The organism is Enterococcus sp. DIV1537a, assembly GCF_051712085.1.
GTDB lineage: Bacteria > Bacillota > Bacilli > Lactobacillales > Enterococcaceae > Enterococcus > Enterococcus faecalis.
Window position 1 is genome coordinate 1818178 of sequence record NZ_JBIOOE010000001.1, and the last position, 14811, is coordinate 1832988.

At 37.9% G+C, this 14811-nt stretch carries 13 protein-coding genes and 2 other annotated features; of the genes, 4 read left to right on the top strand and 9 right to left on the bottom strand.

The window, feature by feature from the left end; genetic code table 11:
• The first annotated feature begins 11 nt into the window (after positions 1–11).
• On the top strand, positions 12–1244 hold the full coding sequence (locus IGJ41_RS09065; RefSeq protein ID WP_002369152.1) for a multidrug efflux MFS transporter: 1233 nt from the start codon (positions 12–14) through the stop codon (positions 1242–1244).
• A gap of 187 nt (positions 1245–1431) precedes the next feature.
• On the opposite strand, the gene mnmA is transcribed toward IGJ41_RS09065, so the two are convergent.
• From mnmA to IGJ41_RS09085, 4 genes are all read right to left on the bottom strand, one after another.
• The gene (gene mnmA / locus IGJ41_RS09070) at positions 1432–2556 is read right to left on the bottom strand and encodes a tRNA 2-thiouridine(34) synthase MnmA (RefSeq protein ID WP_002362075.1); all 1125 of its coding nucleotides are present in this window, start codon (positions 2554–2556) and stop codon (positions 1432–1434) included.
• Positions 2557–2781: 225 nt separating this feature from the next.
• Positions 2782–3126 (bottom strand): DUF1831 domain-containing protein, encoded by a 345-nt coding sequence (locus IGJ41_RS09075; RefSeq protein WP_438714298.1) that lies wholly within the window; start codon positions 3124–3126, stop codon positions 2782–2784.
• A gap of 67 nt (positions 3127–3193) precedes the next feature.
• The gene (locus IGJ41_RS09080; protein ID WP_078127078.1) at positions 3194–4339 is read right to left on the bottom strand and encodes a cysteine desulfurase family protein; all 1146 of its coding nucleotides are present in this window, start codon (positions 4337–4339) and stop codon (positions 3194–3196) included.
• A gap of 156 nt (positions 4340–4495) precedes the next feature.
• Positions 4496–5470, bottom strand: a complete 975-nt coding sequence (locus IGJ41_RS09085; RefSeq protein WP_078127094.1) for a ribose-phosphate diphosphokinase — start codon at positions 5468–5470, stop codon at positions 4496–4498.
• Between the two features lie 212 nt (positions 5471–5682).
• Between IGJ41_RS09085 and IGJ41_RS09090 the strand changes: the two genes are divergently transcribed.
• Genes IGJ41_RS09090 through IGJ41_RS09100 form a run of 3 tightly spaced genes read left to right on the top strand, consistent with a single transcriptional unit; the run spans position 5683 to position 8211 of the window.
• On the top strand, positions 5683–6432 hold the full coding sequence (locus tag IGJ41_RS09090; protein ID WP_002360005.1) for a metal ABC transporter ATP-binding protein: 750 nt from the start codon (positions 5683–5685) through the stop codon (positions 6430–6432).
• Positions 6429–7298: a metal ABC transporter permease gene (locus IGJ41_RS09095; RefSeq protein WP_002364373.1), complete on the top strand. Its 870-nt coding sequence runs from the start codon at positions 6429–6431 to the stop codon at positions 7296–7298. The genes IGJ41_RS09090 and IGJ41_RS09095 overlap by 4 nt, the downstream gene beginning before the upstream one ends.
• The gene (locus IGJ41_RS09100; RefSeq protein ID WP_002356954.1) at positions 7285–8211 is read left to right on the top strand and encodes a metal ABC transporter substrate-binding protein; all 927 of its coding nucleotides are present in this window, start codon (positions 7285–7287) and stop codon (positions 8209–8211) included. The genes IGJ41_RS09095 and IGJ41_RS09100 overlap by 14 nt, the downstream gene beginning before the upstream one ends.
• Positions 8212–8265: 54 nt before the next feature.
• Here IGJ41_RS09100 and IGJ41_RS09105 read toward each other — a convergent pair whose 3' ends face one another.
• The 5 genes from IGJ41_RS09105 to IGJ41_RS09125 all read right to left on the bottom strand — a co-directional run bounded on the left by IGJ41_RS09105 (position 8266) and on the right by IGJ41_RS09125 (position 14004).
• Positions 8266–9804 (bottom strand): ABC-F family ATP-binding cassette domain-containing protein, encoded by a 1539-nt coding sequence (locus IGJ41_RS09105; protein ID WP_010827556.1) that lies wholly within the window; start codon positions 9802–9804, stop codon positions 8266–8268.
• A 370-nt stretch (positions 9805–10174) separates the two neighbouring features.
• The gene (locus tag IGJ41_RS09110) at positions 10175–11368 is read right to left on the bottom strand and encodes an amidohydrolase (protein ID WP_064687259.1); all 1194 of its coding nucleotides are present in this window, start codon (positions 11366–11368) and stop codon (positions 10175–10177) included.
• Positions 11369–11382: 14 nt separating this feature from the next.
• Positions 11383–12216, bottom strand: coding sequence for a MetQ/NlpA family ABC transporter substrate-binding protein (locus tag IGJ41_RS09115; protein ID WP_002401303.1), 834 nt, complete (start codon positions 12214–12216; stop codon positions 11383–11385).
• A gap of 18 nt (positions 12217–12234) precedes the next feature.
• Complete coding sequence (locus tag IGJ41_RS09120; protein ID WP_438714302.1) at positions 12235–12915, bottom strand: methionine ABC transporter permease; 681 nt, start codon at positions 12913–12915, stop codon at positions 12235–12237.
• 18 nt (positions 12916–12933) lie between these two features.
• Entirely contained in the window at positions 12934–14004 is a 1071-nt protein-coding gene (locus IGJ41_RS09125) for a methionine ABC transporter ATP-binding protein (RefSeq protein WP_002380455.1), read from the bottom strand.
• An 85-nt stretch (positions 14005–14089) separates the two neighbouring features.
• Positions 14090–14340, bottom strand: a binding site (T-box leader).
• Positions 14341–14501: 161 nt separating this feature from the next.
• Positions 14502–14747: a binding site (T-box leader), on the bottom strand.
• Positions 14748–14811: the final 64 nt, after the last annotated feature.

The following is a 14811-nucleotide window of genomic DNA, read 5'->3' on the forward strand; positions in this document are numbered from 1 at the left end:
GAGGAAATAGAATGTATGAATTAATTAAAAGTAAAATTTTCCGTCCAAGACAACCTTGGGAAAAAAATCTGCTTGTTTTATGGTTTGGCACATTTATGGCTGGTATTGGCTTTAGCTTAGTGATGCCATTCATGCCTCTTTATATCAACACATTAGGTACTTTTACCCACCAACAATTGAATTTTTGGAGCGGAATCACGTTCTCCTCCACTTTTTTAGTCACGACCATTGTTTCTCCTTGGTGGGGCCGTTTAGCCGACCGAAAAGGACGCAAGTTAATGTTATTACGTGCTTCATTAGGGATGGCTATCGTCATTAGTTTAATGGGCGCAGTCACAAGTGTTTATCAATTGATTGGCTTGCGCTTATTACAAGGTGTTTTTTCTGGTTATATCAGTAATGCGACTGCGTTAGTTGCTACAGGCACACCTAAGGAAAAAAGCGGTCAAGTGCTTGGTACTTTAGCCACTGGTTCTGTTACCGGCACGTTGCTTGGTCCTCTTTTGGGCGGTGTCACTGCGTCTATTTTCGGTTATCGGCCAACCTTTTTCATTACTGGTACGATTTTATTACTCGTTTTTGTTTTGAGTCTCGTCTTTGTCCATGAAGAGTTTGTGCCAATTGAAAAAAATCAAGCCGCATCTGGGAAACAAATTTTAAAAAAACTAGAACATCCCCACGTGATTCTTGGAATGTTTATTACGACATTAATCATTCAAGCTTCCAATAATTCAATTAGTCCCATCATCAGTTTATATATTCAACAATTGTTGGGTGGTCACGGAAATGTCACCTTAATTAGCGGAGTCATTGCTTCTATTCCAGGGATTGCAACGTTAATAGCCGCCCCTCGTTTCGGCCGGTTAGGCGATCGTATTGGCAGTGAACGCATCTTGACAATTGGCTTAATTTTAGCCATTTTCGTTTACCTACCAATGGCCTTTGTTCAAAATGTCTGGCAGCTTGCTATGCTTCGTTTCTTAGTTGGGATTTCCGATGCCTGTTTACTACCAGCTGTTCAAACATTGATCACTCGTTATTCCCCAAGTGACGCTGCAGGTCGTATTTTCAGTTACAATCAATCTTTCCAAGCGACAGGAAATGTGATTGGTCCTATGATTGGTTCAAGCGTATCTGCTGCTTTCGGTTATCGTGGGGTCTTTATTTCCACTTCTTGTCTGGTTCTCCTTAACCTTCTATGGGTTCGTCGAAGCACCGCCGAATTAAAAAAAAGAGAAAAATGATGACTAAGTTATACACAGAAAAGTTATCCACAATTTGAATTTTTAATTTTTCTCTTTTTCTTATTTTAAAAAAAAATAGGCATATAAAACAAAAAAGAAAAGCGGATATTTACTGGTTTTACGACCAGCATATCCGCTTTTCTTTTGGTTAACTTCATCCTTTTTGTTTCACAACTCGTGAAACTTTTTAGACGTATTGTAGTTCTTTTTCATCTTGGTAGGCGCGATCAATTAAGCCGCCCCCTAAGCATTCCATTCCATCATAAAAAACAACAGCTTGACCTGGAGTGACTGCGCGGGCTGGTTCCTTAAACGTAACGGTTGCTTTTGTGCCATCTTCAGATAAGGAAACATGCACTGGGATATCTGCTTGACGATAACGGAATTTAGCCGTACAGTCAAACTCTTTTGGCATTGGTGTATCAACAGTAAAATGAACCTCACTAGCTTCTAAATGTGTTGCATATAGTTTTTCATGGTGAAAACCTTGTCCTACATATAATGTATTGGTAGTTAAATCTTTCCCAATCACAAACCATGGTTCTTGTGTTTTACCGCCGCCACCAATTCCTAAGCCTTGGCGTTGACCGATAGTATAATACATCAGACCATCATGTTGTCCTTTGATTTCGCCATCTTCTGTCACCATGTTGCCTTTTTTAGCTGGTAAATAATTACTCAAAAATTCTTTGAAATTCTTTTCACCAATAAAACAAACGCCCGTTGAGTCTTTTTTCTTGGCTGTGGCTAATCCAGCACGTTCAGCAATTGCACGAACTTCTGACTTTTCCATGCCACCCAACGGAAACATTGTTTTTGCCAATTGGGCTTGTGATAATTGGCTTAAAAAATAGGTTTGGTCTTTATTATTGTCAATTCCACGTAACATATGCACTACGCCATTTTCATCCGTTTCTACTTGTGCATAATGGCCAGTTGCAACATAGTCAGCGCCTAGTTGCATAGCATAATCTAGGAATGCTTTAAATTTAATTTCTTTATTACACATGACATCTGGATTTGGTGTCCGTCCTAACCGATATTCTGCTAAAAAATATTCAAACACACGGTCCCAATATTCTTTTTCAAAATTGACCGAATAATACGGAATCCCAATTTGATCCGCTACTTTTGCGACATCTTTATAGTCCTCAGTTGCGGTACAGACACCATTTTCGTCTGTATCGTCCCAATTTTTCATAAAGATCCCAATTACATCATAGCCTTGCTCTTTTAAAAGCAACGCTGTGACAGATGAATCGACACCGCCACTCATGCCTACCACGACACGCGTTTTGCTGTTATCTGCCATTTTATCACCATCATTTCAATTAGATTCTGAAATCATCCACGATTTGAAGGTCGTAACTTTTCAGTGCTTTTCATTATACTATTTTTTTGAAATAAGTAAAGCAAGCCGGGCGTATAATGAGAAAATACTTGGAACAAAGACACAGCCAACAAGCTGTTGCTTTCAAATAAACAGAAAACCTGAAGGAACAAGCTACTTTCACTTGTTTCTTCAGGTTTCTCTAAATTATTCTACTTTCTCTAATACACCACGGCTAATTAAGCCATCCATTAAGAAAAAGTATTTTTCTTTACTCATTTCATGTTGTTCATTCTTGAAAATATTCATTGGTTTTAAACCATTTGCCGTTGTAATGGACATTTTCAACTCTTTTAGATCAGCAGTGATCATAATTTTCAATTTGAAGCCTTCATTTCTCTGAGGCGTTGGATCTAAGGAACGAATCAATTGAAAGTTCCCTGATTTTGTTTCAGTAAAGCCGTTATCTTTTAATGTATAGCGTTTTGCACTAGGATGTACTTTGTAAAAAACTGTTGAGCCTTCAACAGCAGCCGTTGTTGTAAATGCCATGGGTTCCACCTCGTTATTTTCATTGTTATCTTCATTATAGCGAAAACCTGTAGCTGCCGCAATCAGATTATTTTTTCAATTGTTGAATCACTGCAACTAGTACTTCAGAAAAAGTCGCAATTTCTTCTGGTGTGTTCCCGTAGCCAAAACTAATCCGGATTGATTCTTTAATAGCTGAGGAATTTTCTCCATACATCGCTGTCAACACGTGCGAAGGATCCACAGTTCCCGCTGTACAAGCCGAGCCTGTTGAAATCGCAATACCTCTTAAGTCCAAATGCATTAAGAGCAAATCACTGGGAATTCCTTTTAAATGAAGATTTAAGACATGCGCTAAACGATTGGTTGATTCACCATTAATTGAAAAATCAATATTGGCTTCTTCTAACGCTTTTAAAATAATCGTTTGAAAACTTTGATAGGCTGTTTTTCTTGCTTGCTTTTCTGCAGAAGTTAGTAATGAAACGGCAGTACCCATGCCAATAATTCCAGCTAAGTTTTCCGTGCCCGCACGTCGTTTTTCTTCTTGTTCACCACCATGTAAAAGAGGTGGTAATTGGACTGCATCGCTTTTAAATAAAAAACCTACGCCTTTTGGACCATTGATTTTATGAGCGGAAATACTTAATAAGTCGATCCCTAATTCATGAGGTAAAATGACTTCACTTCCATAAGCTTGGACGGCATCTGTATGAAAAATCGCCGAATGATTTTTAAGAATTGCACCAACTTCAGCAATCGGTAATCGATTTCCAATTTCATTATTGCCATACATCATTGAAACCAAGATCGTCTCTTCGCGTAAAGACTTTTTGAATTGATCCATTGAAATCTGACCATTTTCATTCACAGGCAAGTAAGTCACTTCAAAGCCTAACGTTTCTAAGTATTCCATCGTTCGTAACACAGCGGGATGTTCAATTGCCGTAGTAATAATATGTTTTCCTTCCTTTTGACGAGAAAAAGCAACTGCCAAGATGGCTGTGTTATCCCCTTCTGTGCCACCACTATTAAAAATAATTTCGTGGGGTTTGGCTTGTAAGCTCTCGGCAATCGTTTGACGCACTTCTTCCAGAAGACCGTGTGCCTTTCGTCCAAACTGATGAATACTTGATGGATTGCCAAAAGTCGTTTGCATATTTTCAGTCATCGCTTGAATGACCGTTGGATGAAGCGGTGTTGTTGCCGCATGATCTAAATAAATGGGTTCCAAATGACTCGTCCCTTTCCTTATGTTCTGGCGTTATTCTAGCATAAAAAGCTTAAAACACAAAATCAGAATACTTTCTCTTCTATTTATTAAAGAGATAAGAAAAATAGGCCCAACACTATTAAAGTTGTTAGACCTATTTCTAGTTTAAGGAATCACTTATTCTCCTTTTGGTTCTAAACGGAATAATGGACTCATTGGTTTATTTTCATGAATACGAAGTAACGCTTCCCCCATTAACTCAGCGCAAGAAATAATATTCAAGGTTGCTGGTTGGCGGTCTGCTGTCGTATAAACAGAGTCAGTAATACTAATTTCCTTAATTGGCGCATTTTCTAAGGTTGCTTTTGCGCCTTTTGATAACAAACCATGCGAGGCGCAAGCATACACTTCTTGCGCACCATTTTTCATTAAAACTTCCGCCGCTGTGGCTAACGTTTGACCAGTATTCAAAATGTCATCAACAAGAATACATTTTTTCCCAGCGACATTCCCAATAACGTAACCTTCTTGGCGCACCCCATCAATCTCTTCATGGTCGACAATTGCTAAGGTCGCATCTAAGTACTCCGATAAACTACGTGCGCGTTGAACGCCACTGTTTTTAGGCGAAACAATCACAATTTCTTCCCCTACTAATGCTTGTTGACGATAATAATGAGCAAACAAAGGCATTGTAAATAAATTATCTACTGGGATATCAAAAAATCCTTGGACTTGAACAGTATGCAAGTCTAATGTTAACAAACGTGTTGCGCCTGCCTCTACCAACATATTAGCAACTAATTTCGCAGTAATGGGTTCTCTTGGTTTCGCTGTGCGGTCTTGGCGAGCATAACCATAGTAAGGCAAAATAACATTAATTGTTTTTGCGCTAGCACGTTTTAATGCATCAATTAAAATAAGCAATTCCATCAAATGATCATTTACAGGGGCATTCGTTGCTTGGATGATGTAGACATGATCGCCACGAATACTTTCTTCAATATTAATTTGAATTTCGCCATCACTAAATTGGCGCACGGTGCTTTTTCCTAATTCTGTTCCTACTGATGCTGCGATTTTTTCAGCAAGTGGTCGATTTGCATTTAAACTGAAGATGCGTAAGGTGTCATCTTGATAGTTTTCGGTCATGATATCCTCCGTCAATATAAAATAATAGTCGTTTTCATTCATATTCTACCATTTTTTGTCATAAAAATCATGGGATCCTCCTTAATTTATTAAAAGAAACGGTTTTCTTTGTGAAAAAAGCGCTTGTATTTAGGTGCACCTAAAAATTATTTGCATTTTCTTAAACTATCCCTTATACTGATTTTAAGGCAAACCTAAAAAGGAGGAATTTCATGAGAAAAAGCTTTAACTTAGCTGTTCAAGCGTTAACCGTTCAATATCAAGGACGGACCGCTTTAAATAATATCCACGTTACTATTCCCTCCGGTAAAATTACTGGAATTATCGGACCAAATGGTGCTGGAAAGTCAACATTTATTAAAGGGTTATTAGGCTTGATTAAAACAAAAGAACGTGATGTTTTGTTAAATAATCAAGCGATTGACCAACAAAAAACAACCATTGCCTATGTAGAACAACGTAGCGCCTTGGATCTTAGTTTCCCAATTAGCGTTTTTGAAACGGTCTTGCTAGGAACCTATCCAAACTTAGGACTATTAAAACGCCCAGGAAAGAAAGAAAAGCAAGCAGCCATGGCTGCATTAAAAATGGTGCAATTAGAAGACTATGCGCAACGCCAGATTGGCGAACTTTCTGGTGGCCAATTACAACGTGTGTTTATCGCCCGTGTTTTGGCCCAAGGTGCTGAGGTGATTTTTTTAGATGAACCTTTCGTCGGCATTGATATGTCTAGTGAAAAAGTGATTATGGATATTCTTAAATCATTAAAAAATCAAGGTAAAATGATTATCATTGTTCACCATGATTTGCACAAAGTGTCCCACTATTTTGATGAATTAATCGTTTTGAAAAACCGGCTAATTGCTGCAGGTCCTGTTGAACAAACATTTACTGCAGAAACGCTCCAAGAAGCATACGGTGATTTGTTAGGTGATTTATTAATACAGGGGGTTGCAAAATGATTGCTGCATTTATTGATGGTTTATTCCGTTATCAATTTTTACAAAATGCCCTTTTGACGTCTATAATTGTCGGACTCATTTCAGGGGTAATTGGTTCATTCATTATTTTACGTGGGATGTCTTTGATGGGTGATGCGATTTCACATGCTGTTTTACCAGGGGTCGCTGTTTCTTATATGTTTGGTTTCAATTATATTTTTGGCGCTTCTATTTTTGGCTTATTAGCTGCATTATCGATCGGCTTTATTACCCAAAAAAGTCCACTAAAAAATGATACTGCCATTGGTGTTGTCTTTAGTTCTTTTTTTGCTTTAGGGATTATTTTTATCTCTTTTGCAAAAAGTTCCACCGATTTATATCATATTCTGTTTGGAAATGTATTAGCGGTCGCAGATACCGATATTTTAATTACTTGTGTCGTCGGTGTGATTGTTTTGATTTTTGTGGCATTGTTTTATAAAGAGTTGCAACTCACTTCTTTTGATCCCACAATGGCTCAGGCTTATGGTTTAAATATTCAATTTTTCCACTATGCATTGATGTTTTTACTAACATTAGTCGCTGTTTCTTCTTTGCAAACCGTCGGAACTATTTTAGTCATTGCCATGCTGATTACACCAGCGGCAACAGCTTATCTATTAACAAATCACTTACCGACAATGATTGGCTTAGCCTCTACTTTTGGGATTTTAAGTTCAGTGATTGGCCTATTCTTTAGTTATTCTTATAACTTAGCTTCTGGTGCGACGATTGTTTTAACCGCCGCCTTATTCTTTTTATTGGCTTTCTTTTTCTCACCAAAGAAAGGCCTAGTATTTGTAAACCGTGAGAAAGAAATGGAGGAATCAACGAATGAAAAAATTTAGTTTATTTTTTTTAACACTTTTAGCAGGGTTAACGTTAGCTGCTTGCGGGAATCAAGCCGCTGAAAAGAAAGAAAAATTAGCAATTGTGACAACGAACTCGATCTTATCCGATTTAGTGAAAAATGTTGGGCAAGACAAAATTGAGCTGCATAGTATTGTGCCAATTGGGACAGACCCTCACGAATATGAACCGTTACCAGAAGACATTGCGAAAGCTTCTGAAGCGGACATTTTATTCTTTAACGGCTTGAACTTAGAAACAGGCGGAAATGGCTGGTTTAACAAATTAATGAAAACGGCCAAAAAAGTTGAGAATAAAGATTACTTTTCTACAAGCAAAAATGTTACGCCACAATATTTAACAAGTGCCGGTCAAGAACAAACAGAAGATCCGCATGCTTGGTTAGACATTGAAAATGGCATCAAATATGTAGAAAACATTCGTGACGTGTTAGTAGAAAAAGATCCAAAAAATAAAGATTTCTATACAGAAAACGCGAAAAATTATACCGAAAAACTTAGCAAACTACATGAGGAAGCCAAAGCTAAATTTGCTGATATTCCTGATGATAAAAAATTATTAGTTACAAGTGAAGGTGCCTTTAAATATTTCTCCAAAGCTTATGATTTAAATGCCGCTTATATTTGGGAAATTAACACAGAAAGTCAAGGAACACCTGAACAAATGACCACGATTATTGATACCATTAAGAAATCAAAAGCACCTGTGTTATTTGTTGAAACCAGTGTCGATAAACGTAGTATGGAACGTGTCTCAAAAGAAGTGAAACGACCAATTTACGATACACTTTTCACAGACTCTCTTGCCAAAGAAGGAACAGAAGGCGATACGTACTACAGCATGATGAACTGGAATTTAACAAAAATCCATGATGGCTTAATGAGTAAATAAATAATAAAGAAGAAAGAACCAAGTTGACTCCCCCTCAACTTGGTTCTTTCTTCTTTATTTAACTAATTCCTCAATATCAATTACTCGATCCACAATTTCCTCATAAAAATCTGCTTCATGGGAAACCAGAAAAACCGTTCCTGGGTAAACGTGAATTGCTTCTTGTAAACTTTTTTTGGCCGCTTCATCAATATGATTGGTTGGCTCATCTAAAAATAACAAATTACTTGTTTGCATCATTAGTTCCGCTAGTTTTACTTTTGTTTGCTCACCACCACTTAACAGGGCTAACGACTGCATTGCTAACTTATCTGGTAAACCTGCTCTAGCCAAATGACTTCTTCGCTCTTTAATCGTTGTATCTGGAAAACGATCTGATAAATAGTCTAGCGGCGTTAACTGCTCATTAGGCCACGCTAAGTCTTGGGTAAAATAAGCAATTTTTGTATTCAGCGGATAATGAAATTCTCCATCTAATGAAGGAATCACTTTCGTCAATGTTTTAATTAATGTTGATTTGCCAATCCCATTAAAGCCTTTCAATGCGACTTTTTCACCGACATGAACCATTAAATCTAACGGTTCTAACAAAGGTTCCCGATAGCCGACAACTAACTTCTGGGTCGTTAGTGCTTGCGTTGCAACTAACCCTTGATAAGGAAATTCAATCGCTGGCTTAGTCAAGGAACCTGGCGGAGTCAATCGTTCCAACCGGTCCAATTGTTTTTGTCGACTTTTAGCCATCGTTGCTCGATTTCCAGCTTTGTATTTACGAATATAGGCTTCCATTTTTTCAATTTTTTCTTGTTGGGCCTGATACTGTTTCAAATAGGTTTGTTTATTCTGCTCTTTTTGTGCAAAAGATTTTTCTACATTTCCAGTATATTTGGTTAACTTGCCAAACTCAATGTCTGCGATGCAATTCGTCACTTCATTTAAAAATTGATAATCATGGGAGACTAATAGAAAGCTTCCTTCAAAATTATTCAGATAGCGAACAAGCCATTGAATATGTGTATCATCTAAATAGTTGGTGGGTTCATCTAAAAGTAACACATCAGGGGCCTCTAACAATAATTTTGCTAAAATCACTTTTGAACGTTGACCACCGCTTAGCTCCCCTAACTTTTTATCCAAACCAATTGCTTGTAGTCCTAACCCATTGGCTAAATCCTGAATAATCGTGTCGATTTGGTAAAAATTACTTTCATCTAAATCTGTTTGTAACTTGCCTGCTTGTTCTAAAAGTTTTTCCGAAGCCGTTTGACTGTATTCTTCATAAAGTTTTGTCAGTTTCGCTTCTTTATCAAAAAGTTCTTGAAAGGCTTGTTTCAAAAAATCAACCATCATTAGTGATTGTTCTACAGAAACGTGCTGATCCAAGTACCCAATCTTACAATTTTTTTGCCACTGAATCGTTCCTTCGTCTGGCAATACTTCCCCCGTTAAAATTTTAATTAAGGTGGATTTGCCGACACCATTTTGGCCAGTTAAGCCTAAATGATCCCCTTTATTCACTTGCAATGAGGCCTCTTCATACAAGACCTTTTCACCAAATCGATGCGTTAAATGTTCAATAGTTAAAATACTCATTTTCGTCACTTCTTTCTTGTTAACTGATTATTTTGGGACAACAAAAAAAAGAACCACGTCTGCACGTCGTCCATCCTGACAGAAATCCCGACAACCGCTTGTACGTACACTCAAATAAGACTAGCTTTTCTAGTCAAAAAATGTCCTATCAAGCGATGAAGAAATTAATTGCTCGGCTCCACAACAGTGCTTCATCTGTTCTTAAACTATCGGGAGCTACTTTTCTTGTTAATTTATCAGTTAAAACAAAAAACATGTGAATCACCTTTCTTATGCTTGTATTCTACCATAGAATGACAAGAAAGCAAGCCACATTGATTTATAACGAAAGGAGCCCACAAACAATCATTTTGTCGGCTCCCTATCTCTGTTATTCTGATAAATAGTTTAATGCATAGCGTACGTGGTACTCTGCTGCTAAAAGTAAGGCACGTTCATCAATATCAAATTGTTCATGATGGTGTCCAAAATGAGTAGCAGGATTTTCAGGGTTTCGTGAACCGACCCGTCCATAGATACCAGGAATTACCGCTAAGTAATCAGCAAAATCATCCGCCCCTAAACTTTTAGGATGATCGGTCACAACATTTTCAAAACCAACAATTTCACTGGCTACCTGCTGTGCACGGTTGGTTGCTTGTTCTTCATTAATTAATGGATTCGCTGCCGCATAAACAGAAAAATCAGCAATTTCTGTGCGATGAGACTGGGCAATTTCATGGGCAATTTCTTCGACTCGTTGTAAAACAAATTGGCGCGTTTCCTGACTAAATGTTCGAACAGTACCTTCAATGGTTGCCTGGTTTGCTACAATATTATAGCGTGTTCCTGCTTGTAAAACGCCAATTCCTACTACGACAGAATCTAAAGGATCAATCTCGCGAGCTACAATTTTTTGTAATTCCACAACGATACTGGCCGCTGCTAAAACAGCATCTCGGCCATTCTGTGGTTGGGCGACGTGACTACTTTGACCACTGACTTCAATTTTAAAAATATCACAAGAGGCGTTGGTGGCGCCTTTGGTAGCGACTAATTTCCCGACCGGCACACTAGAATCTAAATGAATCCCAAACACTTGGTCGATTGCTTCTAAATAATTTCCTTCCACAAATTGTCGAGCGCCTGCACCAATTTCTTCAGCGGGCTGGAAGGCCAGTTTAACCGTTCCTGAAAAGATATCCTGATGTTTTTTGAGCACTTTAGCTGCACCTAGCAATGCTGCCGCATGACCATCGTGTCCACAAGCATGATTGAGTCCTGGATTTTTAGAAGCATAGGCAGTACCTGTTGCATCTGGTAATTCCAACGCATCAATATCTGCACGTAATAAAATCGTTTTGCCAGCGCCAAGACCTCCTTCAATGGTTGCTAAAACACCCGTTTCCCCTACTTCTACAAAAGGAATAGCTAAGGCTAGTAGTTCTTCTTTAATTCGCTTAATCGTTTCATATTCTTTTAAACTTGCTTCAGGGTATTGATGAAAATGACGTCTTAAATGGATTATCCATTCCTTTTCTGTAGCAATAGCTTCTTGGATTGTTTGAATCGTTGTTGTACTCATTATAAATGCCTCCTTTATTTTTTACCAAATGTTTCCCAGGCTGGAACATTGGCGCCTTTTGATGTTTCTGCAATGACCTTTTTCGTTTCTTCTTGTTGATATTCTTCTACAACTTTTTGATAAAGTTTATTCTCTTGATCTTCTTCTCTGGCCACGACAATGTTCACATAAGGTTTCGCTTTTTCGTTTACAGGTTCTAAGAAAATTGCATCTTTATCTGGTGTATACCCAGCATCGACAGCCATGCCGCTATTGATCACTGAAGCATCGACATCTTGTAAAGCACGCGCTGTTTGCGTAGCATCTAATTCAGTTATTTTCAATTGGCGTTTATTTTCAGTAATATCACTGACAGTCGGTAGTTGCTGTTTCGCAGGATCAACTTTTATCAGTCCTGCAGTTTGTAATAAAATTAACGCCCGCCCACCATTCGTTGGGTCATTAGGAATAGCAATTTCTCCGCCGTCTTTAATTTTCGTGATATCTTTCAATTTATTAGCGTAAATTCCCAATGGTGCATTGACTGTATTGCCAATTGATACTAATTTCGTCCCATGTTCTTTATTGTAATTGTCTAAAAAGATTTGATGCTGAAAGGCATTTAAATCAATTTCTTTTTCTGCTAATGCTGCGTTTGGTTGCGTATAGTCTGTAAATTCTACCAATTGTAGATCAATATTTTTCTTTTTCAAACGCTCTTTGACCGATTCCCATTCATCGTTTTTTGTTCCTACAACGCCTAGTTTAACAGTTTCTGTCTTAGTATCCTTCGCAGTCCCCGATGCACAACCTGCAATCGTAAAAGCTAATACTCCAATAAGTCCAATTAATTTACTAAATTTTTTCATTTGTCAGTTCTCCTTTTTCTAATGTGATGTTTTTTTGATTAATTGATTACTAATGGCTTGACTAATAAATACCATAATTAAAATAATTAACGTGGCCATAAATGTCACATCGGTTTGAAACCGATTGTACCCTCGAGTAATCGCTAAGTTGCCCAGACCACCGGCTCCAATCGCTCCTGACATGGCTGTTAATCCAATCAAATTAATAATTGTCACCGCTGAAACACGAATAATACTTGGTAACCCTTCAATTAGATAAACCCGAAAAATAATCCCTAAGGGACTCGTCCCCATGGCTTCTGCCGCTTCAATAACGCCAGGATCCACTTCTAATAACGCATTTTCAATTTGGCGCGCGAAGAACGGGATTACGCCAATAACTAATGGGACTAACGCTGCGGTTGTACCAATTGTTGTTCCTGCCAAAATTCGTGTTAATGGTTGAATCAGTGCGAGCATAATGATGAAAGGAATAGAGCGGCAAACATTAATAATTTTTTCTAAGACACTATATAGGGGTGGATTTTTCAAAACACCACTGGGGCCAGTACTGACAAGCACGACACCCAACAAGACTCCTAACACACCAGCAATCAATGCTGTCCAAAAAACCATGTATAATGTTTCCCATGTACTTTGAAGAAACTCTTGTTTTAATTGGACAACATTCGGAAAATATTTCTCAAATAATTGATACATTCTCAGTTCACTCCTTTTTTAAATCACCTGTAAATTCTGCTTTCTCTTCGTTTGCTGATAGGTTTTCAAAACATTGGTTCGCACGCCTTGTTTCGCTAAATAAGTAAGGGCTTGTTGACGCTGGGCCTCATCACCAGAAAGCACCACAATTAAATGGCCAATAGGAACATTTTGAACAATTTCGACATTACCATAAAGGATATTCGTATACACCTGATATTGGCTATACAATTGTGCAATTAATGGCTCGTTCGTTTGATCCCCCACATAAGAAAATTCAATTAATTCTTGATTTTTATCTAAATCAGCTAATTTAGGATGTTCAAGAATCGTGGTTAACGCTTGGTCAATATGAGTTGCCGTCCGAATAAAATCTTTGGTTAAAGGTTGTTGGGGTTGACTAAAAATCGAAACAATATCGTTTGATTCGACAACGCAGCCATTTTCCATCACCGCGACTTTATTACAAATTTCTTTAACCACTTGCATTTCATGGGTGATTAAGACAATCGTCAAGTTCAGTTCTTGATTTAACTTTTTTAACAAAGCTAAAATCTGTCCCGTTGTTTTTGGATCTAACGCACTCGTCGCTTCATCACAAAGTAAAATTTCAGGATCATTTGCTAAAGCGCGGGCAATCGCAACCCGCTGTTTTTGCCCTCCTGATAGTTGACTGGGATAAGCATCCCGTTTTTCACTTAGTCCAACTAGCTCTAATAAATGGCTGATTTTTTGACGCCGTTCACTTTTACTTAGCCCAGAATATTTTAATGAAAAATCGATATTACTAAATATGGTCCGCTCTTTCATCAAATTAAAATGTTGAAAAATCATTCCAATCTTTTTTCGTTGTTGTCGTAATTCCTTTTTAGAAAAAGTTAAAATATTTTCTTTGTTAATAATAACGGTGCCCGCTGTTGGTCGTTGCAATAAATTAATTACCCGTACTAACGTACTTTTTCCAGCACCGGAATACCCAACGATTCCGTAGATATCCCCTTTATCAATCGTCAAAGAAACATCTTGGACAGCCTGAATTTCTTGTTTTTTTTGTTGAAATGTCACACTGATATTTTTTAGTTCAATCATTCTTTATCCCCCTTCATTCTTACCAACCTGCATTTTTTCATAAAAAAGAAAAAAGCGTCCTCAACGACACAACTCAAGTTGTATCGTTGAGGACGCTTTTTTGCGTGTTACCACCTCATGTTCAGAATTTGCTCACACAAATTCCCTTTTCAAGTACGGGACAACATGTTCGATACCCTAGCTCGATAACGGGAGCCCCCGTCGCCGCCTTGTGTTTAACACTCGGAGCGCTTGCTCAATAGCCATTTTCCAAAACGTCTTTGTCACCTATTCTCAGCTACCTAGGCTCTCTGTTAGACAAATCAAGTCTTGTACTTACTATATCACTGCTTTTTTATTTCTATTCATTTTAAACTGATTTTCATCCGTTTTCAAAATTAAACAGACTAGAGTTCCTACCCCTTCAAGCATCGAGTAATCGCAGACAGCATCTACTCTGTCGCTTCGCGCCAGTCCTAGTGATTCACAGCAAAAAGCCCTTCACTAGCGTTTTGCTAGTAAAGGGCGAATGATTCGCGGTACCACCTTTTTTCGAAATATAACTGATTCTTTATATCTCATCTCTTATCCAAGTCTTTATTAACTTGGTGCACATGGTAACGGGTGCTTAGCCGAAATTGCTTACTTATCAGCAATTTATTCTCAGAGGCCATCTTCAACTTTTCTGAACCTTGTCCCTTTTCACCAATCAGGACTCTCTTTTGAAGGTCATCAAAATTTACTCTTCTCTTCAACGAATGAATAGTTATCTGTGATGTTGATTTACACTTTACTAGAGAAAAAAGAGATTGTCAACAGTTTTTCTTA

What these genes read in the sequence shown, in the direction of transcription:
- IGJ41_RS09065 (WP_002369152.1), top strand. Translation starts at nt 12, where the DNA reads ATGTATGAATTAATTAAAAGTAAAATTTTCCGTCCAAGACAACCTTGG.
- mnmA (WP_002362075.1), bottom strand. Translation starts at nt 2,556, where the DNA reads ATGGCAGATAACAGCAAAACGCGTGTCGTGGTAGGCATGAGTGGCGGT.
- IGJ41_RS09075 (WP_438714298.1), bottom strand. Translation starts at nt 3,126, where the DNA reads ATGGCATTTACAACAACGGCTGCTGTTGAAGGCTCAACAGTTTTTTAC.
- IGJ41_RS09085 (WP_078127094.1), bottom strand. Translation starts at nt 5,470, where the DNA reads ATGACCGAAAACTATCAAGATGACACCTTACGCATCTTCAGTTTAAAT.
- IGJ41_RS09090 (WP_002360005.1), top strand. Translation starts at nt 5,683, where the DNA reads ATGAGAAAAAGCTTTAACTTAGCTGTTCAAGCGTTAACCGTTCAATAT.
- IGJ41_RS09095 (WP_002364373.1), top strand. Translation starts at nt 6,429, where the DNA reads ATGATTGCTGCATTTATTGATGGTTTATTCCGTTATCAATTTTTACAA.
- IGJ41_RS09100 (WP_002356954.1), top strand. Translation starts at nt 7,285, where the DNA reads ATGAAAAAATTTAGTTTATTTTTTTTAACACTTTTAGCAGGGTTAACG.
- IGJ41_RS09105 (WP_010827556.1), bottom strand. Translation starts at nt 9,804, where the DNA reads ATGAGTATTTTAACTATTGAACATTTAACGCATCGATTTGGTGAAAAG.
- IGJ41_RS09110 (WP_064687259.1), bottom strand. Translation starts at nt 11,368, where the DNA reads ATGAGTACAACAACGATTCAAACAATCCAAGAAGCTATTGCTACAGAA.
- IGJ41_RS09115 (WP_002401303.1), bottom strand. Translation starts at nt 12,216, where the DNA reads ATGAAAAAATTTAGTAAATTAATTGGACTTATTGGAGTATTAGCTTTT.
- IGJ41_RS09120 (WP_438714302.1), bottom strand. Translation starts at nt 12,915, where the DNA reads ATGTATCAATTATTTGAGAAATATTTTCCGAATGTTGTCCAATTAAAA.
- IGJ41_RS09125 (WP_002380455.1), bottom strand. Translation starts at nt 14,004, where the DNA reads ATGATTGAACTAAAAAATATCAGTGTGACATTTCAACAAAAAAAACAA.